At 65.5% G+C, this 24749-nt stretch carries 19 protein-coding genes; 12 read left to right on the top strand and 7 right to left on the bottom strand.

Annotation, left to right across the window (positions count from 1 at the left end; genetic code table 11):
• Window positions 1–136: 136 nt before the first annotated feature.
• Entirely contained in the window at window positions 137–1186 is a 1050-nt protein-coding gene (rsgA, locus tag MC381_RS06300) for a small ribosomal subunit biogenesis GTPase RsgA (RefSeq protein ID WP_251976874.1), read from the bottom strand.
• Window positions 1187–1298: 112 nt separating this feature from the next.
• On the opposite strand from rsgA, the gene orn reads away from it, so the two are divergent.
• Window positions 1299–1907, top strand: coding sequence for an oligoribonuclease (gene orn, locus MC381_RS06295; protein ID WP_264297415.1), 609 nt, complete (start codon window positions 1299–1301; stop codon window positions 1905–1907).
• A gap of 68 nt (window positions 1908–1975) precedes the next feature.
• Here orn and queG read toward each other — a convergent pair whose 3' ends face one another.
• On the bottom strand, window positions 1976–3067 hold the full coding sequence (gene queG / locus MC381_RS06290) for a tRNA epoxyqueuosine(34) reductase QueG (protein WP_251976873.1): 1092 nt from the start codon (window positions 3065–3067) through the stop codon (window positions 1976–1978).
• 189 nt (window positions 3068–3256) lie between these two features.
• Here queG and MC381_RS06285 point away from each other — a divergent pair, with 189 nt between their 5' ends.
• From MC381_RS06285 to MC381_RS06235, 11 genes are all read left to right on the top strand, one after another.
• The gene (locus MC381_RS06285; protein WP_251976872.1) at window positions 3257–4792 is read left to right on the top strand and encodes an NAD(P)H-hydrate dehydratase; all 1536 of its coding nucleotides are present in this window, start codon (window positions 3257–3259) and stop codon (window positions 4790–4792) included.
• Between the two features lie 13 nt (window positions 4793–4805).
• Window positions 4806–5285 (top strand): tRNA (adenosine(37)-N6)-threonylcarbamoyltransferase complex ATPase subunit type 1 TsaE, encoded by a 480-nt coding sequence (gene tsaE / locus MC381_RS06280; RefSeq protein WP_251976871.1) that lies wholly within the window; start codon window positions 4806–4808, stop codon window positions 5283–5285.
• Between the two features lie 86 nt (window positions 5286–5371).
• On the top strand, window positions 5372–6823 hold the full coding sequence (locus tag MC381_RS06275; RefSeq protein WP_251976928.1) for an N-acetylmuramoyl-L-alanine amidase: 1452 nt from the start codon (window positions 5372–5374) through the stop codon (window positions 6821–6823).
• A 47-nt stretch (window positions 6824–6870) separates the two neighbouring features.
• On the top strand, window positions 6871–8841 hold the full coding sequence (gene mutL / locus MC381_RS06270; protein WP_251976927.1) for a DNA mismatch repair endonuclease MutL: 1971 nt from the start codon (window positions 6871–6873) through the stop codon (window positions 8839–8841).
• A 123-nt stretch (window positions 8842–8964) separates the two neighbouring features.
• Window positions 8965–9876, top strand: coding sequence for a tRNA (adenosine(37)-N6)-dimethylallyltransferase MiaA (miaA, locus tag MC381_RS06265; protein ID WP_251976926.1), 912 nt, complete (start codon window positions 8965–8967; stop codon window positions 9874–9876).
• Between the two features lie 126 nt (window positions 9877–10002).
• Window positions 10003–10257, top strand: a complete 255-nt coding sequence (gene hfq, locus MC381_RS06260; protein WP_251976870.1) for an RNA chaperone Hfq — start codon at window positions 10003–10005, stop codon at window positions 10255–10257.
• A gap of 15 nt (window positions 10258–10272) precedes the next feature.
• Window positions 10273–11595 carry a ribosome rescue GTPase HflX gene (gene hflX / locus MC381_RS06255; RefSeq protein ID WP_251976869.1) on the top strand — a complete coding sequence of 441 codons (1323 nt, stop codon included), beginning with the start codon at window positions 10273–10275 and terminating at the stop codon, window positions 11593–11595.
• Window positions 11596–11774: 179 nt separating this feature from the next.
• Window positions 11775–13007, top strand: coding sequence for an FtsH protease activity modulator HflK (hflK, locus tag MC381_RS06250; RefSeq protein ID WP_251976868.1), 1233 nt, complete (start codon window positions 11775–11777; stop codon window positions 13005–13007).
• Window positions 13007–13975, top strand: a complete 969-nt coding sequence (gene hflC, locus MC381_RS06245) for a protease modulator HflC (protein WP_251976867.1) — start codon at window positions 13007–13009, stop codon at window positions 13973–13975. Before hflK ends, hflC begins: the two co-directional genes overlap by 1 nt.
• A gap of 194 nt (window positions 13976–14169) precedes the next feature.
• Window positions 14170–15351 carry an ATP phosphoribosyltransferase regulatory subunit gene (locus tag MC381_RS06240; protein WP_251976866.1) on the top strand — a complete coding sequence of 394 codons (1182 nt, stop codon included), beginning with the start codon at window positions 14170–14172 and terminating at the stop codon, window positions 15349–15351.
• Between the two features lie 71 nt (window positions 15352–15422).
• Window positions 15423–16715: an adenylosuccinate synthase gene (locus tag MC381_RS06235; protein ID WP_251976865.1), complete on the top strand. Its 1293-nt coding sequence runs from the start codon at window positions 15423–15425 to the stop codon at window positions 16713–16715.
• Between the two features lie 252 nt (window positions 16716–16967).
• Here MC381_RS06235 and MC381_RS06230 read toward each other — a convergent pair whose 3' ends face one another.
• The 5 genes from MC381_RS06230 to MC381_RS06210 form a co-directional block, all read right to left on the bottom strand.
• A complete protein-coding gene (locus tag MC381_RS06230) occupies window positions 16968–18209 on the bottom strand; it encodes an alginate lyase family protein (RefSeq protein WP_251976864.1) in 1242 nt (413 codons plus the stop codon).
• Window positions 18209–21010: a tetratricopeptide repeat protein gene (locus MC381_RS06225; RefSeq protein WP_251976863.1), complete on the bottom strand. Its 2802-nt coding sequence runs from the start codon at window positions 21008–21010 to the stop codon at window positions 18209–18211. The genes MC381_RS06230 and MC381_RS06225 overlap by 1 nt, the downstream gene beginning before the upstream one ends.
• Before the next feature lie 74 nt (window positions 21011–21084).
• Entirely contained in the window at window positions 21085–22275 is a 1191-nt protein-coding gene (locus MC381_RS06220; protein WP_251976862.1) for an alginate lyase family protein, read from the bottom strand.
• Between the two features lie 268 nt (window positions 22276–22543).
• Window positions 22544–23782: an alginate lyase family protein gene (locus MC381_RS06215; RefSeq protein WP_251976861.1), complete on the bottom strand. Its 1239-nt coding sequence runs from the start codon at window positions 23780–23782 to the stop codon at window positions 22544–22546.
• A 28-nt stretch (window positions 23783–23810) separates the two neighbouring features.
• Complete coding sequence (locus tag MC381_RS06210; RefSeq protein ID WP_251976860.1) at window positions 23811–24734, bottom strand: polysaccharide lyase; 924 nt, start codon at window positions 24732–24734, stop codon at window positions 23811–23813.
• Between the last annotated feature and the right edge of the window lie 15 nt (window positions 24735–24749).

The following is a 24749-nucleotide window of genomic DNA, read 5'->3' as shown; positions in this document are numbered from 1 at the left end:
CGCTCGCCGCGTTTCGACGCGGCGAGCGGGTTTTCAGGTCAAGCTTTCGTCGGGCTGGTAGGGTTGCCGGCCCCCAGAGGGCGGGCCAGTGTCGGGCCGAGAGACGGGCGTATCCGGTGAGAGGGACGAGAGGTTTTCAGGTGTTGGCGACGTCGTCCCGAATGCGCTGAAAGCTGGCGAAACGTGCAGGATGGATATCGCCCTGTTCGACGGCCTCGAGCAGGGCGCAGCCGGGCTCTTCGCGGTGGCGACAGTCGCGGAAGCGACAGCGGCCGATGAACGGACGGAATTCGATGAAGCCCTCGGCAATCTGCTGTTCGTCGAGATGCCAGAGCCCGAATTCCCGAATGCCCGGTGAATCGATCAGGTCGCCTTCGCGAGGCGCGCCGGGTTCGCCCTGGCGCGGCAGCGGATAGAGCCGAGCGGTGGTGGTGGTGTGCTTGCCCTTGCGGGATTCCGTCGATAGCGCACCGATGCGCAGGGTCTCTTCCGGCAGCAGGCGGTCGATCAGCGATGACTTGCCGACGCCGCTCTGGCCGACGAAGACGGAGGTCCGCTCGTGCAGCTGGGCATGCAGGGCCACGAGGCCATGATCGATGCGGGCGGAGGCTTCGATCAGCGGGTAGTCCAGCGCGGTGTAGCGCGCGAGCAGCTCGCGCAGTTCGCCGCCCTCGTCCGGCAGCAGGTCGCTCTTGTTGAGCACCAGCACCGGGGCAATCCCGGTGTTCTCGGCGGCGACCAGGTAGCGGTCGATGAGATTGGGGTGGGGCACCGGCTCGGCGGCAATGACGATCAGGATCTGATCGATATTGGCAGCCACCGGGCGCATCTGGCCGCGGGCGTCCGGGCGTTCGAGCACGCTGTCGCGCTGTCCGCGGGCGACCACCACGCCGCTGCCGTCGTCGGCTTCGCGCCAGATCACGTGATCGCCGGTGACCAGCCCCTCGAGATTGGCCCGCAGGTGGCAGCGATGGCGGGTGAAGGCGTCGGTGTCGGCGGCGGGCGCCTCGACCTCCAGCGTGCGGCCGAAATGCGCCGCGACGCGACCGGCGCGTTCGGGACCGTACGTGCCAGCATCGAGCTGCTCGGCATCGCGCTGTGCCCGGCGTCCCGCGCGCTCGGCACGTTCGGCCTGGATCTTCTCGACGCGCCAGCGCTGTTGCCGTGTCAGTTTACGTCGGCTCATGGTCGGCGTTTGCCCATCCTTCGTGCCTCGGGGTGTAGAATGGCGGCATTGTAGCCCTACTGACCCGTCGTGTCCGCCCGCATGGCCGCACGACCCCCAACTGGAGTTCCTCATGTCGGCCCCTTCCGAACGCCCCGCTTCCGAACAGGCCTCAACCGAGGCCGTCGCCGAGCCGTCGCCACGCAGCGATCTGCTCGTCTGGATCGACCTGGAAATGACCGGACTCGATCCGGATCGCGAGCGGATCATCGAGGTTGCCACGCTGATCACCGACGGTGAACTCAACCTGATTGCCGAGGGGCCGGTGCTGGCCGTGCGCCAGCCGGATGCGCTGCTCGACGGCATGGACGCGTGGAACCAGAAAACGCACGGCGAATCGGGGCTGATCGAGCGCGTACGCCACAGTGAGGTCGACACCGCCGAGGCGGAGCGACGCACGCTCGCGTTTCTGGCGGCGCATGTGGCACCGGGGTCGTCGCCGGTCTGCGGCAACAGCGTGCATCAGGACCGGCGCTTCATGGAGCGCGAGATGCCGGCGCTGAACGATTTTTTCCACTACCGCAATCTCGACGTGTCGACCCTCAAGGAGTTGGCCAAGCGCTGGAATCCCGCCGCGGCGAGCGGCTTCACCAAGCGCAATACCCACCAGGCGCTTGATGATATCCGCGAGTCGCTGGCGGAGCTGAAGCACTATCGCGACACCTTCCTGAAGCTGGCGTAGTCGGTTACACGACGCGCCCGAAACCGAGCCGATACGTTCGGGGGCGGGAAGCGGCGCCTGTCGGTCGCTCAGGCGCTGGCGATGCGCGCCGCGCGCTTGGCGGCCTGCTCCGCCAGCGCCCAGCGCACGTGTTCGCGCACCAGGTCGGAAGGGTAGGCTAGGCGCGCGCGCAGCGCGTGCTCGACGCGCTCGCTCCACGGCGCATTGCCGAGACCGATGGCCAGATTGCGCAGCCAGCGCTCGTAGCCGATGCGGCGAATCGGGCTGCCTGCCGTGCGCTGGAGGAACTCCGGTTCGCTCCAGGCAAAGAGGTCGAGCAGTTCGGCGCGGTCGAGGTCGTGGCGCGGCGCGAAGTCCGCCTCCTGGCTGACCCGGGTGAAGCGCGTGAACGGGCAGAATAGCTGACAGTCGTCGCAGCCATAGACGCGGTTGCCCATGGCGCGACGAAACTCCTCGGGGATGCTGCCGTGCAGTTCGATGGTGAGATAGGAGATGCAGCGGCGGGCATCGATGATCTTGTCGTCGACGATGGCATCGGTCGGGCAGGCCGTCTGGCAGCTCGAGCAGGAGCCGCAGTGTTCGCGCTCGAAGGGCGGGTCCACCGGCAGCGGCAGGTCGGTATAGAGCTCGCCGAGGAAGAACAGCGAGCCGGCCTTGGGATTGAGCAGCATGGCGTTCTTGCCGAACCAGCCCAGCCCCGCCTTCTGCGCCAGCGCCCGCTCCATCACGGGGGCGGAGTCGACGAAGGCGCGATAGCCGATATCGCCGACTGCCTGTTCGATGCGCCGCGCGAGCTGATCCAGCCGCTTGCGGATCAGCTTGTGGTAGTCGCGCCCCAAGGCATAGCGTGAAACGTAGGCCTTCTGCGGCTGTCCCAGCGTGCGGGTGGTCTCGACTTCCGGCGGCAGATAGTCCATCCGCGCGCTGATCACCCGCAGGGTGCCCGGCACCAGCTCTGCGGGTCGGGTGCGCTTGGTGCCGTGGCGGGCCATGTAGGCCATCTCGCCGTGGTGGCCCGTGTCCAGCCAGCGCTGCAGATAGCGTTCGTGGGTCGCCAGGTCGGTGTCGGTAATGCCGACGTCCTGGAAACCCAGTTCGCGCCCCCACTGCTTGATTTGCTGGGCGAGTGTGTCGAGGTCTATCGATGTTGGCTCGGACATACGCGGGTCATGCAAGGATAAGAGGGCTGACAACCGATAAGGCGGACACGTCATGCGGAAACGGGCCGATGAAGCCGTAGATGACCCGATCGGGTGCGCTACCCTACACCACAATCTCGTTGACGGCACGGGGCAACCGACAATCCCGCCGGCCGCCACGTCAAACCGCCACCTTTTGCAGGAGCCAAGATGAACACCTCGTTCTCTCGCCATCCACTGTACCTCGCCGAGCAGGTCCGCGACATGGATCGCCGACTGATGACTCAGGAAGGGGACGGCTTTGCGCTGATGCAGCGAGCGGGTCAGGCGGCCTATGACGCGCTGCGGGCACGCTGGCCGCAGGCACGTCATCTCTGTGTTCTCTGCGGTGGCGGCAACAATGGCGGTGATGGCTATATCGTGGCAGCGCTGGCCGCGGCCGAGGGGCTAGCGGTCGATCTGGTGGCACTGAAGCCGGTCGAGGCGCTGAAAGGTAATGCTCGCCGCGCCGCGATGATGGCGCTGGCCTCGGGCCTGGAGCCGGTGGCGTGGGCATCCTCGCTCGAACTGGCGGGCGACGTGATCGTCGATGCCATGCTGGGCACCGGTGCCACGGGGGCGCCGCTTGAGCCGTTCGCCGCGGCGATCGCTCGTCTCAACGAGCCGGTGTCGAGCCTGCGTCCTGTCGCCGACGTCGCCAATGCCAGCGAGGCGAGACGGCCGGTGTTGGCGATCGACGTGCCGTCGGGTGTCGACGTCGACACCGGGCACGTCGAGGTCGACGCGGTGCGGGCGACGCTGACCGTGACCTTCATCGGCGACAAGTTCGGCCTGCATACCGGTGCTGCACTCGATTACGTGGGCGACGTGGTGTCCTGTGCGCTCGGGGCGACGCCGGCGGCATGGCCGGACCTCGAGCCGGTCGCCTGGCTGCAGTCGCGATGGGAGATTGCCCATGCCTTGCCGCCGCGACGGCCCAGCAGTCACAAGGGCAGCCAGGGACACGTGCTGGTGATTGCCGGGGCACCGGGCATGGGCGGGGCGGCGCTGATGACCAGTGAAATGGTGGCTCGAGTCGGTGCGGGCAAGGTGAGTCTTGCCACCGATGTGAGCCACGTGTCAGCGAGCCTGACGCGTTTTCCGGAAGTCATGGCGCGAGGCGTTCGTGGCACCGCGGACTTGGCGGCGCTGGTCGATGCCGCCGACACGCTAGCTGTAGGACCCGGGCTCGGCACCGGTGCCTGGGGCCAGGCGGTGCTCGCCTGCGCGCTGAAGGCGGGCAAGCCCTGCGTGGTCGATGCGGATGCCCTCAACTTGCTGGTCGATCACTGGCCGACGCTGCAACGCGACGACTGGGTGTTGACGCCGCATCCCGGCGAGGCCGCGCGGTTACTCGGCTGGCAGACCGCCGAGGTGCAGCGCGACCGGCGCGGGGCGGTGATCGAACTGCAGCGTCGCCGTGGCGGGACCGTGGTGCTCAAGGGGGGCGGTTCGCTGGTCTACGACGGCGACCGGATGGCGCTGTGCCCGTTCGGCAACCCCGGCATGGCGAGCGGCGGCATGGGAGATGCGCTGACCGGTATCATCGCCGGGCTGATGGGGCAGGTCGAATCGCCGGCTCAGGCCGCGCGCACCGGTGTGCTGATTCATGCGCTGGCGGCCGACATGGCGGCCGGCGACGGGGGCGAGCGTGGTCTGCTGGCAAGCGATCTGGCATCCTATGCGCGACGTTTGGCCAACCCTTGAATATTGAAGCCTCATGCCGATCTTTCTTCATGACGAAGCCGCCCAGGTCGAACTGGGTGCACAGCTCGCGCGCGCGCTAGGCGGCAGCGGACAGGTCCACCTGATCGGCGATCTCGGGGCCGGCAAGACAACTCTGGCTCGCGGCGTGCTGCGCGCCTTCGGCCACACCGGTGCGGTCAAGAGCCCGACCTACACCCTGGTCGAGCCTTACGAACTGGGTGCGGTGCGTGTCTACCACTTCGATCTCTACCGGCTCGGCGATGCGGAGGAACTCGAGTTCATTGGCGCCCGCGATATGCTGGGTGACGATGCCTTGAGTCTGATCGAGTGGCCCAGCCGGGGGGACGGTTGGCTGCCGACGCCCGACCTGGAGCTCTACCTGGCCCTGGCCGGGACGGGGCGACGCGCCATGGCGGTTGCCCATACGCCCAAGGGGCGCGAAGCGCTGGCCGGATTGCCGGCCGACCTGAGTCACAAGGATGATGAATGTTGACAGAAGTGGAAGCCGTGCCTGCGGATGGCACCGACAAGCCTGATGGCCTGCGTTGCCTGGGCATCTGGATGCTGATGGCCAGTCTGATGCGTGCGCTACTGGCCGGCTGGCGGCGGCAGGCCCTGCTGGCTCTGACCGCGCTTGTGGCCATCGTTGCCTCGGCCAGCGCGCAGGCAGTCGAGGTGGATAACATGCGGCTATGGTCGGCGCCGGACCATGTCCGGCTGGTGTTCGACATGTCCGGGCCGGTGAATGCCAACGTCTTTACGCTGGCCGATCCGGATCGAGTCGTCATCGATCTCGATGGCACCGATCTCGATTTCGATATCGGCCAGCTCGATCTCGACGACAGCGCCATCGATCAGGTGCGCACCGGTGTTCGAGAGAGTGGCGGTCTGCGCGTGGTGCTGGACGTCAATCGCCGCGTGGCGCCCCAGAGTTTCACGCTGGCGCCCAATGAGCAGTACAGCGACCGCTTCGTGGTCGATCTGAACTATCCCGGCGAGAGCGCCGTGAGCGATCCGATCGATCCGATCGAAGCGATGGTTCGCGATCAGGAGATGGCGGCGCAGCGTGCCCAGGCTGAAGCCTCGGCCACCGGTCAGGCGCCCGACCCGCAGGAGGCCAGGGTCGCCGCGCAGCCGCATCCCAAACGAGACATCATCGTGGCCGTGGACGCCGGCCATGGCGGCGAGGATCCCGGAGCGACTGGCCCCAGCGGCACTCGCGAGAAGGACGTGGTGCTCGATATCGCGCGCAAGCTCAAGGCGCGTTTCGACCAGACGCCTGGTTTCAAGGCGATCATGACCCGGGATGGCGACTACTATGTCGGCTTGCGCCAGCGCACCCTGATCGCGCGACAGCAGAAGGCAGATTTCTTCGTCTCCATTCACGCCGACGCCGTGCGCAGCAGCCAGCCTTACGGCAGCTCAGTGTATGCGCTGTCGCAGGGCGGTGCCTCGTCGGAGACGGCGCGCTGGCTGGCCGCCACGGAGAACGAGTCTGACCTGATTGGCGGGGTCGACGGTAATCTGAGTCTCGATGACAAGGACGAAGTGCTGCGGGGAGTGCTGCTCGACCTGACCATGACAGCGACCATGAACGATTCGCTCGCCACCGGTGGCCAGGTACTCGACCAGCTTGGCCGGATCAACAAGTTGCACAAGTCGAGCGTGGAACAGGCCGGTTTCGTGGTCCTGAAGTCGCCGGATATCCCTTCGCTGCTGGTGGAGACCGGGTTTATATCCAACCCGCGCGAGGAGGCGCAACTACGTTCTTCCTCGCATCAGGCCGAGCTGGCGCAGGCGGTCTATTCCGGTGTGGTAGCGCATTTCCGCCAGCACCCGCCGCCCACCAGCCTGCTGGCGTGGCAGCGAGATCAGGGGCGGGGTGGGGCAAGCAACGAATATCGGGTGCAGTCCGGCGATACCCTGTCTCAGGTGGCTGCCAGCCATGACATCACGATGCAGGCATTGAAACAGGCCAACGGTCTGGATAGCGATATCCTGCGCGTCGGCCAGGTGCTGACCATTCCATGAACACGAGCGCCGTCGGGTGGCATGTCGGCAGCGAACGGGAGGCGATGATGGCCGAGTCTTCAAGGATACACATCCTCGATCCCCGGTTGGCCAACCAGATTGCCGCCGGCGAGGTGGTCGAGCGGCCGGCCTCGGTGGTCAAGGAGATCGTCGAGAACGCCATCGATGCCGGCAGCCGGCGAATCGAGGTCGAGCTGGAAGCGGGTGGTACCCGTCTGATCCGGGTTCGCGATGACGGGCATGGCATCGACGAGAGCGACTTGCCGCTGGCGTTGTCGCGGCACGCGACCAGCAAGATCGCTTCACTCGAGGATCTGGAGGACGTCGCCAGCCTCGGCTTTCGCGGCGAGGCGCTCGCCTCGATCAGCTCGGTGTCGCGACTGGAATTGATCTCGAACATAGGCGAGTCGCCCGCCGAGGGCTGGCGCGTCGTCGCCGAAGGGCGTCAGATGGCGCCGCGCGTCACGCCGGCGCCGCATCCGCGTGGCACGTCGGTGCTGGTTCGCGACCTATTCTTCAACACGCCGGCACGGCGAAAGTTCCTGCGCACGGAAAAGACCGAATTCGGTCATGTGGAGGAGGCTTTTCGCCGGCTGGCGCTGTCGCGCTTCGATATCACCTGGCTGTTGCGCCACAACCAGAAGGTGGTGCACCAGCTTCCGGGTGTCGGCGAGGATCAGGCGGGCCACGAGCGGCGGATCGCGGCGCTGCTCGGCAAGCGCTTTCTCGAAGAAGCGCTGCATCTCGACCTGGAAGCGACGGGACTGCGTCTATGGGGTTGGGTGGGGTTGCCCACTCACTCGCGCGCCCAGGCCGACCAGCAGTACTTCTTCGTCAACGGGCGTATCGTTCGCGACCGCCTGGTCGCACATGCCATTCGCCAGGCCTATCGGGATGTGCTGTTCCACGGTCGCCACCCGGTCTTCGTGCTCTACCTGGAGCTCGATCCGCGCGTCGTGGATGTCAATGTCCACCCCACCAAGCACGAAGTGCGCTTTCGCGACGGTCGGCTGGTGCACGACTTCCTCTTTTCCAGCCTGCATCGCGCGCTGGCAGAGGTGAAACCCAATGCCGGCACGCCATCCGAGGAGGGCGAGGCCGCCGCGACCGCTGCCGTCGAAGCGGAACGCCCGGCGGGGTCGCCGGCGCCGGACTGGCAGCAGCAGCGCATGGCCCTGGCCGAGCAGCAAGAGGCACCTGCTGCGGGGGGCGGCTATTCGGGATCGCCCGCCGGCGGGCAGGCGCGGCCGCCGGCGCAGCGCATTCGTGAATTCATGGCCGGTTACCGGGCGCTGCATCCCGACCATGAGCAGACACTCCTCACGCCGCGGGAGGGCGGGGTCTCCAGCCCGGGCGGCGAGGCGGCGGCAACGGCGCGCCGGGAGCAGCCCGCCGCACCGGTGACTACCTTGCCGGAGGGCGACGAGACGCAGGCGCCGCCGCTGGGGTACGCCGTCGCGCAATTGCATGGCGTCTACATCCTGTCGCAGACCGAACGGGGCATGGTGATCGTCGACATGCACGCGGCGCATGAGCGCATCGTCTACGAACGCATGAAGCAGCAGGTTCATGCTGGCGCGCTCGATGCCCAGCCATTGCTGGTGCCCGTTTCGCTGGCCGTGAGCGCGGGCGAGGCGGAGACGGCCGAGCAGGAGCGGGAGGCGTTTCTGCGTCTCGGCGTCGAGCTCGATGCGGCCGGGCCGGAGACGCTACTGATTCGGCAGGTGCCAGCGCTGCTCGCCGATGCCGACATCGAGCCGCTGGTGCGCGATATGCTGGCTGATCTGGAACGCTTTGGCCGCTCCAACCGGCTGGAGGCGCAGATCAACGAGTTGCTCGGTACCATGGCCTGTCACGGCAGCGTGCGTGCCAATCGGCAGCTCACGCTGCCCGAGATGAACGCGCTGCTGCGCGACATGGAACGCACTGAGCGCAGCGGCCAGTGTAACCATGGTCGTCCAACCTGGACCGAGCTCTCGATGTCGCAGCTCGACAAGCTGTTCCTGCGCGGGCAGTGAGGCAGTCTGACGGTCCCCGGCGCGCGAAACCGCCAATCACCCTATGCCACGAGCCCCGACGCGGCTCGCCATCACCTCCCGGGAGAGGCTCGCTTGACTCAGGACACCCGCCCGCTGGCGGTCATGCTGCTAGGCCCGACGGCCTCTGGCAAGACGGATAGCGCGATCGAACTGCATGAGCGTTTCGGCTTCGAGCTGATCAGTATCGATTCCGCGATGGTCTATCGCGGCATGGATATCGGTACTGCCAAACCGACCGCGAGCGAGCTCGCGCGAGCGCCCCATCGATTGATCGACATCCGTGATCCCGCTGAAACCTATACGGCGGCGGATTTCCACCACGACGCGCTCACCGAAATGACCCGTATCACCGAGTGCGGCAAAACGCCGCTGCTGGTCGGCGGCACCATGATGTATGCCAAGCGCCTGGTCGACGGTGTCGCCGAGATGCCTGCGGCCGACCCGATGACGCGCGAGCGGCTTCGCCTGCAGGGCGAAACACGCGGCTATGAGGCGCTCCACGCGGATCTCGAGCGGATCGACCCGCAAGCGGCAGCAGCGATCCACCCGCGCAATCGCCAGCGCCTGATCCGCGCGCTGGAGGTCTTTGAGCTGAGCGGGATCCCGCTCAGCGAGCACTGGCGCCGCCAGCCGTCACAAAACTTTCCCTGGCGACTGCTGTCCATAGCACTCGCACCCGCCGATCGTCAGATATTGCACGCGCGCATCGCGCAGCGTTTCGACGCCATGCTCGCGGAGGGTTTCGTGGAAGAGGTGGCCGCGCTGAAAGAGCGTGGGGACCTGATCGCGGATCTGCCCTCGATGCGCAGTGTCGGTTACCGGCAGGTGTGGGAGTATCTCGAGGGTGCCTGCGATTTCGCGACCCTGCGCGAGCGGGGCATCGCGGCGACGCGCCAGCTGGCCAAACGTCAGCTGACCTGGCTGCGGCGCTGGCCGGATCTGCATCGCGTCGACGCCTGTGCGGCAGATGCGCGGGCACAGATCGCGAAAATCGTGCGTGACCCCGGGAGTTAGCGTAAAATGTTGGGCTTAGTCACGAGGGTCGCAGGTGACAGCACATGTCACCGCATGATGCCGAATCAGAACGACTTGTCGCCCAACTAAAACAGCAACATTCATAACATTATTAGGGAGAGCAACATGTCCAAAGGACAGTCCCTTCAGGATCCGTACCTGAACATTCTGCGCAAGGAGCGCATCCCGGTTTCCATTTTTCTTGTCAACGGCATCAAGTTGCAGGGCCAGATCGAGTCTTTCGATCAGTTTGTCATCCTGCTGCGCAATACCGTGAGTCAGATGGTTTACAAGCACGCCATTTCGACGGTCGTGCCGTCCCGTAACGTCCGGTTGCCGCCTCAGGACCCCAATGCTGCAGCACCCGGGCTCGAGAACTGAATCGAGAGGTTGTGATTGTTTTTCGAACGTCCCGACGCCGGCGAAACGGCGATTCTGGTCCATGTGGACTTTCAGGACGAGCAGGAGCGCGAGGATCCAGGTGAACTGCTGGAGCTGGTGCGCTCTGCCGGGGCGGAGCCGGCGACCCTGATTCAGGGTAGCCGGCGCCGTCCCGACCCTCGCTCCTTCATTGGCAGTGGCAAGCTCGACGAGGTCAAGACCGCCCTCGAGACGCACCACGCCGAACTGGTTATTTTCAATCATGCCCTGTCTCCTTCTCAGGAGCGCAATCTCGAGCGCACGCTGAAATGCCGCGTGCTCGATCGCACGGGCCTGATTCTCGATATCTTCGCGCAGCGCGCCCGAACTCACGAAGGCAAGCTCCAGGTCGAGCTGGCTCAGCTCGAGTACATGTCGACACGTCTGGTGCGCGGCTGGACCCACCTCGAGCGTCAGAAGGGCGGTATCGGTCTTCGCGGTCCGGGTGAAACCCAGCTCGAAACCGACCGACGCTTGCTGCGTGGTCGCATCAAATCGATTCACAAGCGGCTCGACAAGGTGCGCAAGCAGCGCGACCAGAATCGGCGAGCCAGGGCGCGCGCCGAGGTGCCGAGCGTCTCGCTGGTGGGCTACACCAACGCCGGCAAGTCGACGCTGTTCAATGCCATCACCGCTGCTGAGGTCTACGCCGCCGATCAGCTCTTTGCCACGCTGGACCCGACGCTGCGCCGTCTTGAGGTGCCGGATGTCGGTGAAGTCGTGCTGGCGGATACGGTCGGCTTCATTCGCCATCTGCCGCACAAGCTGGTCGAGGCTTTCCAGGCAACGCTGCAGGAAGCCACTGAAGCGAGTCTGATCGTGCATGTGATCGACGCTGCCGATCCGGATCGCGAGCTCAACGTGGCGCAGGTCGACAGCGTGCTGTCCGAGATCGACGCCGACGACGTGCCGCGACTGCTGGTGATGAACAAGATCGATCTGATGGGGTCGTCGCCGCGCATCGAGCGTGACGAGCAGGGGCGGCCGCAGGTCGTCTGGCTCTCGGCGCGTCAGGGCGAAGGGCTCGAGCTCTTGCGCGAAGCGCTTGGTGAGTGGCTGGCGGAGGATATCCTCGATATCCGCTTGACGCTGACGCCGGAGCAAGGTCGACTACGAGCGGCACTACACGAATTACAAGCGGTTCGCGACGAGGCGTTCGACGAGCGAGGCCGTTCCTGTCTGGAGATTCGCTTGCCCCGACGGGAGTTTATGCAGATGATGGCCCGCCTGGGCGAACGCGCCGAGGACTATTTGCCCGCTTCAGAACAGACGCCGGTCGCCGACTGGGAACAGGTCTGAGGCGAGAAGACATTCGCAGGGGAGCTTCGCGATCCGCTCGACGGGTCCGAATGACGCGGGGCAGAAACGATTCGCCATCAGGCCGACCATCGTCTCCGCACGCCAGCGCAGTGCTGCCACGGCGGCTCGTGCTCCCAATGCTCGACGCAACGCTTTGACTGCATCAGTGGAGACTAGGTATGGCTTGGAACGAGCCAGGTGGTGGCAACAACCAGCAGGATCCGTGGAGCGGTGGAGGGGGCCGCCGCCCCAACGGTAATGGTGGTAATAACGGCAACGGCAACGGCAATCAGGGACCGCCGGACCTCGATGAGGCGTTGAAAAAGTTTCAGGACAAGATCAATCGGGTGCTCGGCGGGCGCGGCAAGCGCGGCGGATCCGGTGGCGGTCGCAACGATGGCGGCGGCGGCAAGCGCAATCCCTTCGTGCTGCCGGTGCTGGTGCTGATCGTGGCGGCGGTCATCTGGGCGGCCTCCGGCTTCCATCTGATCGACCAGTCCGAGCGTGGCGTGGTGTTCCGCTTCGGCAAGTACACCTCGACGCTCAACCCCGGCCTGCACTGGAATCCGCCGATCGTGGATCAGGTCGAGAACGTCAACGTGACCAGCATCCGTTCTGCCAACCAGAGCGACTCGATGTTGACCAGCGACGAGAACATCGTGCGCGTCAGCGTCTCGGCCCAGTACGTGGTCAACGACGCGCATGCGTTTCTGGTCAACGTCAACCAGCCGGAGCTGACGCTGCAGAACGCCATGGATTCCGCGCTGCGTCAGGAAGTCGGCAACATGCCCCTGCAGGAGATTCTGACGACCGGACGTGACCGTCTGGGGCAGCGTGTCTTCGACCGTCTCGGCGCCTATATGGATGCCTATGGCACAGGCCTGCGCCTGCAGACGATCAACGTCGAGTCGACGTCGCCGCCGGATCGCGTCCAGGACGCCTTCGACGACGTTATCCGTGCGCGCGAAGAACGCCAGCGTTCGATCAACCAGGCCAATGCCTACCGCCAGGCGGTGGTGCTGGAAGCGCAGGGTCAGAAGCAGCGCCTGCTCGAGGAGGCTGACGGCTACAAGGCTGCGACCGTCTCCGACGCGACCGGTCAAACCAATCGCTTCAACTCGCTGCTGGGTGAATATCAGCAGGCGCCGGAAGTGACGCGCCAGCGTCTCTATCTGGATACCGTCAGCCAGGTGCTGAGCCGCACGCCCAAGGCGCTGGTCGATCTCGGGGACAGTGACGCCGTCACGGTGCTTCCGCTCAACCAGATGCAGGCGGGAGGTAGCGGCAGCAGCGGTAGCTCGTCCTCGATGAGCATGCAGCAGCTTGAACAGATTTCACGGCAGGTGGTCGATCACATGAACAGCAGCTCGCAGCAGCAGTCGCGGAGTTCCAGCCTGCGGGAGGGCCGTTAATGTTTAACAACAGAGCCCTGATCGGCGTCATCGTCCTGGCGCTGCTGGCATGGTTCGCCAGCGCCAGTTTCTATGTCGTCAACGAGACCGAGCGCGCGATCAAGCTACGCTTCGGCGAGGTGATCGAGAACGATATCGGCCCCGGTCTGCACTTCAAGCTGCCGGTGTTCAACACCGTGCGCATCTTCGACGTGCGCGTCCAGACCGTCGATTCCAGCGCTACGCGCTATCTGACGGCGGACTCCAAGGCCGTCATTGTCGACTCCTTCGTCAAGTGGAAGATCGCCGATCCGCGTCAGTTCTACGAAGCGACCCGTGGCAATATTCAGGTCGCCGAAAACCTGATCGCGCCGCGGACCGACGAAGCCCTGCGCAACAAGTTCGGCCAAACCGAGATGTCCGACATCATCCAGGAGCGCATTGCCGCCGAGAGCGACAATCAGCAGCTGGTGGGCGAGGACAAGGGGGCGGACACGGTCGAAGGCGCGCGCGAGGAACTGATGGTCGAGCCGGTGGAGCAGCTTGACGCGGCGATGCGCGACGAGCTCGGGGTGCATATCCTCGATATCCGCGTGAAGCGCATCGAACTGCCGACCGAGGTCACGCAGGCGGTCTATGAACGCATGAACTCCGAGCGCGAGCAGGCGGCGCGGACCTATCGCGCCGAGGGCTCGCAGCAGGCCGAGGCGATTCGCGCCGATGCCGATCGCCAGCGTCAGGAGATTCTAGCCAGCGGCCGTCAGGAAGCGGAGACCACACGCGGTGAGGGTGACGCGCAGGCCGCCCAGATCTACGCCAGCGCGTACCAGGCGGATCCCGAGTTCTTCCGCTTCTATCGCGCGATGCAGGCCTACCGCGAAAGCTTCAGCGGCGAGGGCAAGGATCTGCTGGTGCTGAGTCCGGAAAGCAGCGAGTTCTTCCGCTATCTGGGCGATCCGACGCCAGAAGCGGGAGCCTCCCCGCGCTGACACCCTGAAAACCACTGCCCGCGGGATTTCCCCGCGGGCATTTCGTGGTACCATCTTATCGCCGGGTCTTGCCCGGCTTTTTTGTGCGACACGGGCTGGCAGCCAGGCCAGACCGGTCGGCAAGGCCTTTTCCGGGATGGCGGGTGTCTCTCGCCACCGATGATTACCGACTTACCGCTTGGCAGGACAGGCTCATGACGATCGCTGACCGCTGGTTGCTTCCCGACGGCATGGACGAAGTGTTGCCGCCGCAGGCAACCCGGATGGAGGAGTTGCGTCGGACGCTGCTCGACCTGTACGACCGCTGGGGCTATGACCTTGTCATGCCGCCGCCGGTGGAATTTCTCGACTCACTGTTGACCGGCACCGGTACCGACCTCGATCTGCAGACATTCAAGCTGACCGATCAACTGACCGGACGCATGATGGGTGCCAGCGCCGACGTGACGCCGCAGGTCGCCCGCATGGATGCTCACTCGCTCAAGCGTCAGGGCCCGGTTCGCCTGTGCTACTGCACGACGGTGCTGCGCGCGCAGGCGGACAAGCATCAGGGTGGCCGCAGCCCGATGCAGGTTGGCGTCGAGCTGTTCGGGCACGCCGGACTCGAGGCTGATATCGAGGTGCTGCGTCTGGCGCTCTCGAGTCTCGAAGCGGCCGGAGCCCGTGAGCTGCATCTCGCGCTCAGCCATATCGCGATCTACCGCGAGCTGATCCGTGCAGCGGACTGTGGCGACGAGGTCGAGCGCGCGCTGTTCGAGGCGATCGAGCGCAAGGCGTTCACGCGGGTCGATGAACTGGTGGCGGCGCATATCGCCGATCCCGCGCTGGCGCGCATGCTGGCCGAACTGCCACGCCTGCACGGCGGCGCCGAGATTCTCGAGCACGCCCGTCTGGCGCTGGCGGAAGCGCCGGCGGCGGTACACGCGGCGCTGGACCAGCTGGTGCGCCTGCATCGTGGTGTGGTCAGCGAGCATCCCGAAGTGTCGATCTACTTCGATCTGGCCGAGCTGAGAGGCTACCAGTACCACACGGGGATGGTGTTTGCGGCCTACGTGCCGGGCTATGGCCAGGCGCTGAGCAAGGGTGGTCGTTACGACGATACCGGTCAGGCTTTTGGCCGTGCCCGACCTGCCACCGGATTTTCCATGGATCTCAAGCAGCTGGCCACGCTGGCGGAGCGTGAGCCGCCGGTGAACGGGATCTGGGCGCCCGGGGATGAGGATGTCGCCCTGAGCGAGGCGATCAACCGTTTGCGCGGGCAGGGCGAACGAGTGATCCAGGCGTTGCCCGGGCAGCATACCGGCCCCGGCGCGCACCGCTGCGACCGCCACCTGGTCTGGCGCGAGGGAGAGTGGCAAACCGAGCCGCTGAATTGAGGCGACGGTGGCTGCGAGCCAGCGCCGCCAGGGTAATTTGATCGCGACGAACTGATCGAGAGACGAGAGCAATGGGCAAGAACGTAGTCGTATTGGGTACCCAGTGGGGCGACGAGGGGAAAGGCAAGGTCGTCGACCTGCTGACCGAGTCCGCGGCCGCCGTGGTGCGCTTCCAGGGCGGGCACAATGCCGGTCACACGTTGGTCATCGACGGCCAGAAGACCGTCCTGCACCTGATTCCTTCCGGCGTCCTGCGCGAGGACAAGACCTGTGTCATCGGCAATGGCGTCGTGCTGTCGCCCGAGGCCCTGATCGACGAGATCCAGACACTCGAGGCGAAGGGCGTGCCGGTTCGTGAACGCCTGCGCCTGTCTCCGGCCTGTCCGCTGATCCTGCCGTATCACGTACGCCTCGATCAGGCGCGCGAGAAGGCTCGCGGCGTGGCCAAGATCGGTACGACCGGTCGTGGCATCGGTCCTGCCTACGAGGACAAGGTCGCGCGTCGTGGCCTACGCCTCGGCGACATGCTGCATCGCGAGCGCTTCGCGTCCAAGCTGGGCGAGGTTCTGGACTACCACAACTTCGTGCTCACGCGGTATCACGGCGAGACGGCTGTCGATTTCCAGGAAGTTCTGGATCAGGCCATGGCCTTTGCCGAAGAGTTGCGTCCGATGGTGTGCGACACCGTTTCTCTGGTGCACGACATTCGCAAGGCCGACGACAATATTCTGTTCGAAGGCGCGCAGGGTTCGCTGCTCGATATCGACCACGGTACCTACCCCTACGTCACCAGCTCGAACACCACGGCCGGCGGCACGGCCACCGGTTCCGGCGTCGGCCCGCTCTACCTGGACTACGTGCTCGGTATCACCAAGGCCTATACCACGCGTGTCGGTTCCGGCCCGTTCCCGACCGAGCTGTTCGACGAGTTCGGTCGTCACCTGGCCGAGAAGGGCCACGAATTCGGCGCGACCACCGGGCGTGCCCGGCGCTGTGGCTGGTTCGACGCGGTGGCGCTGCGCCACGCGGTGCAGATCAACTCGGTATCGGGTATCTGCCTGACCAAGCTCGACGTGCTGGATGGTCTGGAAAACATCCGTGTCTGCGTCGGCTATCGCAGCAAGGATGGCGAAACCATCGACAACCCGGTCGACTCGGAAGGCTACGAAGTGATCGAGCCGGTCTACCATGACTTGCCGGGCTGGAGCGAATCGACCATCGGGATCCGTAGCGCCGACGCGCTGCCGGCGAACGCACGTGCCTACATTGCTTTCCTGGAAAAGGAAGTGGGGACGCCGATCGATATTATCTCGACGGGGCCGGACCGCAACGAGACGATCGTGCTGCGTAATCCCTTCGACTGAGTCGTTCCGCCAGACGGTTTGTCAGCAAGCCGAACCGAGAAAACCCCGCTGTCGAAACAGCGGGGTTTTTTATTAGCTGAACAACTGACCGGATTGTATCCGCACTCGCCGGTTGCACGCGGGAAACGTGGCTTCTGTGAAGGCCCGAATTATCAGGGATCGTGCGTCACTGCAGGGATAGCGCTACACTTCCGGGATCGTACGTCACTTCAGGGATAACACGTCACAAGGTTGCCGCCGGCACTGGCGTCCTCACCCGTTGCCCAGCGCCATCACCGTTTCGGCGGGGCGGGCTTCCGCGGCCAGCCAGTTTGCGATCAGGTGGTTCGCCAGGGCCTGTCGTTCCCCCAGCAAGTCATGGCGTCGGGCGGCGGCCAGGTTGGCCAGCGCGATCTCCGGCGCAAAAGCGTGCAGCTCATCGTAGGGCCAGTTTTCGGGCGCCGCTGCGTGTTCGGCGACCCAGCGATAGGCGGCGGCCAATCGCTCGCGGGCGTTGCCCTCGGGCCAGTCGAGATCCATGGCCGCCGCTTCATCGAGCAGTATCGACCAGGCCTCGAGGTTGAAGTTGACGTAGTGCCAGGGGCGGGTGCGTTCCAGCTCGAGCGGCTGGCGACCGTCTGGCCCGAACTGCGCGTCCAGCCTCTGGCTGGCGCGCTGCAACTGTTCCTGCGCCAGTTTCGGGCGGTCCAGAAAGCGCGCGAAGGCGACGACCTGAGCGTCGTACCAGGTGCCGTGATTGTTGGACTCGTCAGCCTCGTCGCGGCCATTGTCGCTGCGTTGCAGCCAGTCCAGGTAATCCGCATACCAGCTATGTAGTCCGGCTAGCGTCGTCGGCGTCATCGCGTCAGCGGGCGTCAGCCGCTCGATCGCCGCCGCCAGATCGATCAGCAGACGACTTTCGATAATGCCAATGCCGCGCCCGTCGACCCGCCCGGGGATCGCCTGGGCGTAGCGCAGGTTGGGGTTCATGCGGGTCTCGGGGTCGAGAAACCAGTGCTCGAGTTGTGCCACGGCGCGGTCGGCGTAGTGTGGGTCCCCGCTGAGCCGGTAGCCCCACGCTAGCGCATCGACGGTATCGATGAAGTCGATCAGCCGTTGCTTGTCCGTGGCGTCGCCGCGAGTCGCCGGATTGTATTCACCATCGCGGCGCTCGTAGGGCAGGCCATCCGGGCGATCGGGATCCGGCCACCAGTAGGGGGCGAAGCTGAAGTAGTCGTGCGGGTCGCCGCTGGCGGCCAGCCGAGTCTTGTCGACCACGCTATCAAGCGGCGTCGCCAACGCGTCACGCGCCTCGAGCAACAGACGCGCGCTGGCGCCCAGCTCGGCCGCGTTGACTATGGCGCTTTTTGCCATCGCCAGGTCGCCGCCGTTTGCCGTGTCCCCGGCCGCCAGGGCCGGGAATTGGGCGAAGAGTCCCAGGGTCAGCAACAACCAGACGCGGGATCGTGCTGCCCGGCGTCTGGCGGCGGCGCGCCCGCTGCGGTCTCCGAGCATCAAGAAGACGCTCCTTCGCTGGCCGCTTCGGCGACTGCCGGGTCTTCGAGCAGGTCCTGCAGGGTGTCGATGGCGGTCTCGCTGTTACCTTCCATCACGCCGTCGAGCCAGACCATGGCCTGCTGCTGATTGACATACTCGATGCCACGCGCCTGCAGATACGCCTGCGCCATGGAGAGGCGAGCGGACTGGTGTCCCTGGCGTGCCGCCTCGACCAGCAGCTCGGCGCCTTTGTGAGGGTCCCGCGGCAGCACTTCACCACTGAGGTAGGCACGGCCCAGTGCGGCTTCGGCGCCGGCGTGACCGGTCTCGGCGGCTTCGGTCAGCAGCCGTTTCCCTCGCTCGACATCCTGGCTCACGCCACTGTCGCCCTGCAGGTAGGCGGAGCCGAGTGCTGCCTTGGCGGAAACATTGCCGCGATCGGCCGCACGTGTCAGCCATGTCAGACCCTGATCGGTATCGCGGTCGACGCCGTTGCCTTCGAGATAGGCCTTGCCGAGTACGCGCTGGGCGTTGTCATCGCCGCTTTCGGCCGCGCGTGTCAGATAGCGAATACCGCGGTCGGGATTGGCGCTGACACCATGACCGTAGAGGTAGGCCTCGCCAAGCGTGACCCCGGCGGAGCCATGGCCCGCGTTAGCTGCCTGGGTTAGCAGACGTACGCCGCGCTGCGGGTCGGCCGGCACACCGCGGCCGTTCAGCAGCATCTCGCCAAAATCGGCCTGAGCGCCGATATGACCGGCATTGGCGGCGCGCTCGAGATAGTCTGCCGCGCGTGAGGGGTTGGCATTCACGCCCAGGCCATCGGCATACATGCGGCCGAGCGATGCCATGGCGGAGGGGTGGCCGGCATCGGCTGCCCGAGTCAGCCACTGTCTGGCGCTGGCGTAGTTGGCACGCACGCCGCGGCCGTACAGATAGGCACGACCGAGATCGGTCATCGCGGGTACCTCGCCCATGCGCGCGGCGCGGATCAGGTCATCGATGTTGCCCTGTTCACCGCTGGCCCGGTAGGTGCGTGCGAGCGCCTGACGGGCGGAAGGATGGCCTGCCTGCGCGGCGCGTTGCAGCCAACGTTCGGAGCGGGCTAGATCGGGGGCGACACCGACACCTTCACGATAGGCGCGGCCGAGCACGACCATGGCGTAGTCGTCGCCCTGATCGGCGGCTTCCTCAAGCAGGCTGATACCTTGGCCGCTGCCACCGGGAATCGTGCCCTCAAGATAGCCCTGACCGAGCCGTGTCTTCGATGTGGTATCGCTCGGATCCTGCTCGATGGCGCGGGTCAGCCACTGTTTCGCCTTGGTTGGATCCTGCTGCAGGACGGTGCCGTCCAGGTAAGCCGTGCCGAGTGTGCGGGCCGCGCCGCTCTGTTGCTGGTTGGCAGCATCGGTCAGCAACGCTACACCGTGTACCGGATCGGCGGCGACACCCTCGCCCTTGAGATAGCTTTCGCCGAGACGGACCGTAGCGTAAGGGTGCCCGAGACGATTCGCGCGCTCGAGATAGTCGATACCGCGCTGCGGCTGCGGTGGCACCTGCTCGCCGTCCAGATAGAGGTTACCTAGCAGGGCCATGGCGTAGGCGTCGTTGTGCTCGGCAGCCTGCTCCAGCAGCTGGACGCCACGGGCGGAGTCCTGTTCCAGGACGTCGCCCTCGACATAGGCGTTGCCGAGCGTGCGCGAGGCATCCACCTGTCCGCGTTCCGTAGCGCGCGAGAGCCAGCGCTTGGCAAGCGTCGCGTCCGGCGCGACCTGGCCCTGGCCGAGGTAGGCCTGGCCGAGCCAGTAGGCGGCGTCGGCATTGCCGGCTTCCGCTGCCGTTTCGAGCAGCGCCAGCCCACGTGACGGGTCGGATTTCTCGATCAGTAGGTGACCGGCGGCGGCCTGGGCGTCGGGTTCGCCGCTGTCGGCGGCGCGCGACAGCCATTGCTCCTGACGTGCCGGCTGCGGCAGCAGGCCATCGTCTGCATACAGTCGTGCCAGTGCCAGCATGGCACCAACATCGCCGTTCTCGGCACGAGTGGTCATAACCCGGGCGTAGCGTTCGGCGTAGTCGTGGGCTCGCGTCGTATCGGTCTCGAACGCGCCACCCGGCGCGTAATTGTCGGCCAGGGCGCGCAGCGCGCGTGGTTCATTGGCGGAGGCGGCCTGCTCGAGCTGGTCGCGCGCCGCCTCCACGTCTCGCGAAACACCGTCAGCGGCGAGCTGCATTTCGGCCAGCTCGATACGCGCGCTGGGGTTGCCGTCGTGGTCGACGGCCTGCTGGAACAGGTTCCAGGCCAAGGCGGGGTCGCGTTCGACGCCGTCGCCGGCACGATAGAGACGACCCAGCTTGAGCGAGGCGTTGTCGAGCCCGCTGAATTCGTAGGGAACGGCCAGGCGGTAGTAGTGAGCGGCGAGTTGCGGATCGCGCGGTACGCCCTTGGCTTCGTCGTAGATGCTGCCTAGCTCGTAGTTTGCCTCGGGATGCGTCTGGGCCATCGGTTTGAGCAGCTCGATGGCTTTCAGTGCCTGGCCGGAGGCTTCCAGTTCACGGATATAATCCATCCGGTTCCAGTCGCTCGAGGGCATCGACTCGACATAGTGATGCGCAAACAGCTCGCGATCTTCGGGATCGATCGGTTGCTGCAGTTGGCTACCTGATGTGGCACAGGCACTCAGGATCGCGGCGGACGCCAATCCCAGCAGGAAGCGTGGCGCGATTGACGCGAACGTCTTGGCCGTCGACCGTGTTTGGGTTGTTGGGTGACGCTTGGTCTTCGACAGCGTTTCGGGTGTCGAGAATGTCTGGGTCGTCATGGGTATCTCTCCTGTCGGTATGGCCCGCGTCTTCCTTGGGGCGGGCCGGTATCAGGGATCCTGCGTATCCGCCTTCAGTGCCGTTCGATACCGGCGAGCCGGTCCGGCTCGGCGTCGGGAATGGCTCGGCGTTGCGCGCCCGGGTCCATGAAATAGAAGGTGGCGTAGCCACCCGCACTGCGATTGTCGAGTGGCCGCCGCGGACGCACGTACTCGGACAGCCGCAGATCGTCGCGGTGGCGTAGATAGATCTCCATCCATGCCAGGTATTGGGCGTCATCAAGGAAACCGCGGTACTGGGCATGTGTGGCGAGGTCGCCCAATGCCGCCGGATCCTCGAAAGTATCGAGGACGAACTGCACGGCGTCGTCGATGGTGTGACCGTGGCGCTCGAGCGCGAACAGGTCGTAGCCCTGGCGATAGGCCACCTGCATGATGTTGACGAGATAGATCAGGGCATAGTTCTGGTAGTGGCTTGCTCGTCGGCCTCTAGCCATCTCCAGCGGAAAGGCGCCTTCTGGGGTCATGTCGCTCAGCGCCGAGTAGACGGCACTGACGCCGAACTGGAAAAGCTCGTCATCTTTTGTCAGCACACCGATCATCGAGGCGTAGAGCGCACGACGGTAGAAGTGGTTGTTGCAGCAATCGCCCTTGCCGCCGCGGATCGACGAGTGGGTCCACGCCAGGCGGTTGAGCCAGCGGTCAATGCGCTCGATCGCCTGGGGTCGATCGTCAACCGCCGGCCGCGCGATGGAGTAGGCGAAGGCGGCGGCAAAGATCAGCGACTCCGTCGAATACCAGGCCTGCGGATCGTGACGCGAGTAGTAGAAGCTGGCGATGGCATCCTGGCGCGCCCATTTATCCAGGAATCGGACGAGGCAGTCGGCGTAATAGCCATCGCCGCTGGCCACATAGGCACCGGCCAGGTTGGTCACGGCGTCCTCGAACTCGAACAGCGGCACCGAGGCCAATTCCCAGGCTTCCGGGGACGGGTAGTACCCCGGGATGCGAATGACGCCGTCCAGCGGCGGCTTGGCCAGCATCTGGCGGCAGCTGGGACCGCGGGCCAGCTGGGCGCTACGGTTCAGCAGAATATCGTTGTCCGTCTTGTCGAGCAGCGCCATGCGGGCCTCCACATCGAAGTAGGAGGCGTCGGGCGCGGTAACAACATACGATGACAGGTCCAACTGCTGACGCTGTTCGTAGGTCATGGCGTGCGCCGGCATCGCCAGCCCGAGCAACATGGCGCTTAGCAGAGGCGCCATGCCGTCGCGTGAGAGGCTTTTGCGCGACGCGATTGTGCGTAGGCGGCCGACCTTGGTTCGCGGCGGTATCGGGCGCGTGGCGCGCCGTGGCGCGACCGGCCCCGTGCTAAGGGCGCCTAGCGTCCTGCGAATCGGATTGCGCAGTGCGCCGCCGAAACCCGGGCGACGCGGCCGCGATCGTAGTTTGGTTTTTTCGTTCCCTGACATGCGTTTCTCCCTGCGTTCTTCTAGCTGCCTGACGCTGTACGGCTTGGTGAAGCCCTCCTTCTTAATACTCCGCGAGCTCGCGCGGCACGCCATCTTCGCTGGGTTTCGGCTCCGGCAGCGCGCGTTCCTGCGCGTCGGGATCCATGAAATAGAGCGTGGCGTAACCGCCGGCGCTACGGTTGTCGATCGGCCGTTTCTGGCTCACGTAGCGTGAAATGCGCGCGTCGTCGCGGTGATCTAGGTAGATCTCCATCCACGCCAGGTACTGCTCGTCGTCGAGGAAACCGCGATACTGGTTATGCGTGGCCAGATCACCGAGCGCGGCCGGATCGTCGAAGGTATCCAGCGCGAACTGCACACCCTCATTGATGGTGTGGCCGTTGTACTCCAGCTCGAACAGGTCGTAGCCCTGTCGGTAGGCGACCTGCATGATGTTGACGAGGTAGAGCAGGGCGTAGTTCTGGTAGTGGCTGGCGCGGCGGCCGCGAGCCATTTCGCGGGGCAGGGCGCCATTGGGCAGCATGTCGCTCAGCGCCGAGTAGATAGCACTGACACCGAACTGGAACAGCTCGTCGTCGTCGGTGAGCACGCCGATCATGCTGGCGTAGAGCGCACGCCGGTAGAAGTGGTTGTTGCAGCAACTGTTTTCGCCGCCGCGGATCGATGAGTGCCGGTGCGCGAGCTGGTTGAGCCAGTGATTGATGCGGGTGATCGCCTCGGGGCGCTCGTCGGCAATGGCGGGGCGGACGATCGAGTAGGCCATGGCCGCCGCAAACATCATTGACTCGGTCGAGTACCATGCTTGCGGGTCGCGGCGGGAGTAGTAGAAGTCGCTCAGCGCGTCCTGGGTCGCCCACTTGTCCAGAAAGCGGACCACGCAGTCGGCGTAGTAGTCATCGCCACTGGCGACGTAGGCGCCAGCCAGGTTCGACATCGTGTCCTCGAAATCGAACAGCGGTTCGGAGGCGAGCTCCCAGGCTTGGGGCTGCGGATAGTAGCCCGGGATACGGATGACGCTATCCAGGGCGGGGGTCTGCAGCGCCTGCTGACAGCTGAAACCGTGTTGCAACTGATCCCGGTTGTACTGCAGCAGGTCGTTGTCGGTCTGGGCCAGCAGTGCCATGCGTGCGTCGACGTCGAAATAGGACGCGTCGGGATCGGTCACGGTGTAGCGCGAAAGATCCAGCTCCTGGCGTGCCTCGTAGGTCATGGCACTGGCAGAAAAGGAAAGCCCGAGCAGCGCCATTGCCGCCAATAGGGCGACGAGACGTCTTGGGTTCGAAAATGACATCCGGTTCATGAAGGTCGACTCCCTGTCGAGTGGGCGATCACGCCTGCGGCGTCATCAGCATGAAGTCGGCGAAATCGACGGTTTGATCGCGCGGTGTGCGCCAGTCGCTGCCGTGGCCGCCGAAGAAGGTCGAGAACATCAGGCCGTCGATATGCACCTGGTCCGTGGTGCGATAGACGATGCCGTGCTGTTCGAGGATGGGCTGGCCATCGATCCAGACCCGGGCGATGCCGTCATCGCTTTCGGGATCGTTCAGTACGATTTCCTGCTCTATCGTCACCCATTGGCCGGGCGTGAAGTGCCAGGCGCCGCGACCGACCGATTCGCCGTAGTCGGCATCCTTGTTGGCGACATACTCGTAGAGTTCGCCCTGTCCTTCTTTGCGCCACATGAAGCGCATCGAGAAACCGTTCTCGCCGGTGACCTCGTCGCCGCCGGTCGGGCCGTCACCGCCGTAGAGCCCCGGCAGCTTGCCGCCCTTGACGAAGTCAAAGCCGGACTCGAAGCGCACCCGATAGCGCAGGCAGGCACGATCCGTCTGACGCAGTGCCGGCGTCGGCACGACGAAGCCGGCGCCACCTTCGGCAGCGTCGCTCGGCGAGGAGCTGCCTTCGGGGTAGCGAACACGCAGTGCAGGGCCTTCCAGGCCGCTGTTGCCGGTGCCGAGGATGCTCAGGTTCTGCTCGCCCCAGCGTCGCTGGGCGCCGAGCGTGTCCTTGGCCCAGGCGGCCAGGTCGCCTGCGGCGGCACCGAGCGGCAACGTCGAGACCGGCGTATAGCGGGTCGAGCAGGCCGACTGCTGCGGTGTCATCAGCGCGTCATCGTCCGACGCTTGGACGGACGGCGAGAGCGTACCGAGCCCTGCCAGCGCCATTGCGATGACACCGGCCTTGAGCCGGGGGCGGCCGGCGTGGCGCGACGGCGTCGCGCCGAGCGTGTTGTGCGGCGAGAATCCAGTCATGCTTGTCTCCTTGCG

It is taken from the genome of Salinicola avicenniae (genome assembly GCF_023736115.1).
Classification (GTDB): domain Bacteria; phylum Pseudomonadota; class Gammaproteobacteria; order Pseudomonadales; family Halomonadaceae; genus Salinicola; species Salinicola avicenniae.
This window is presented reverse-complemented; position numbering and strand designations above follow the sequence as displayed.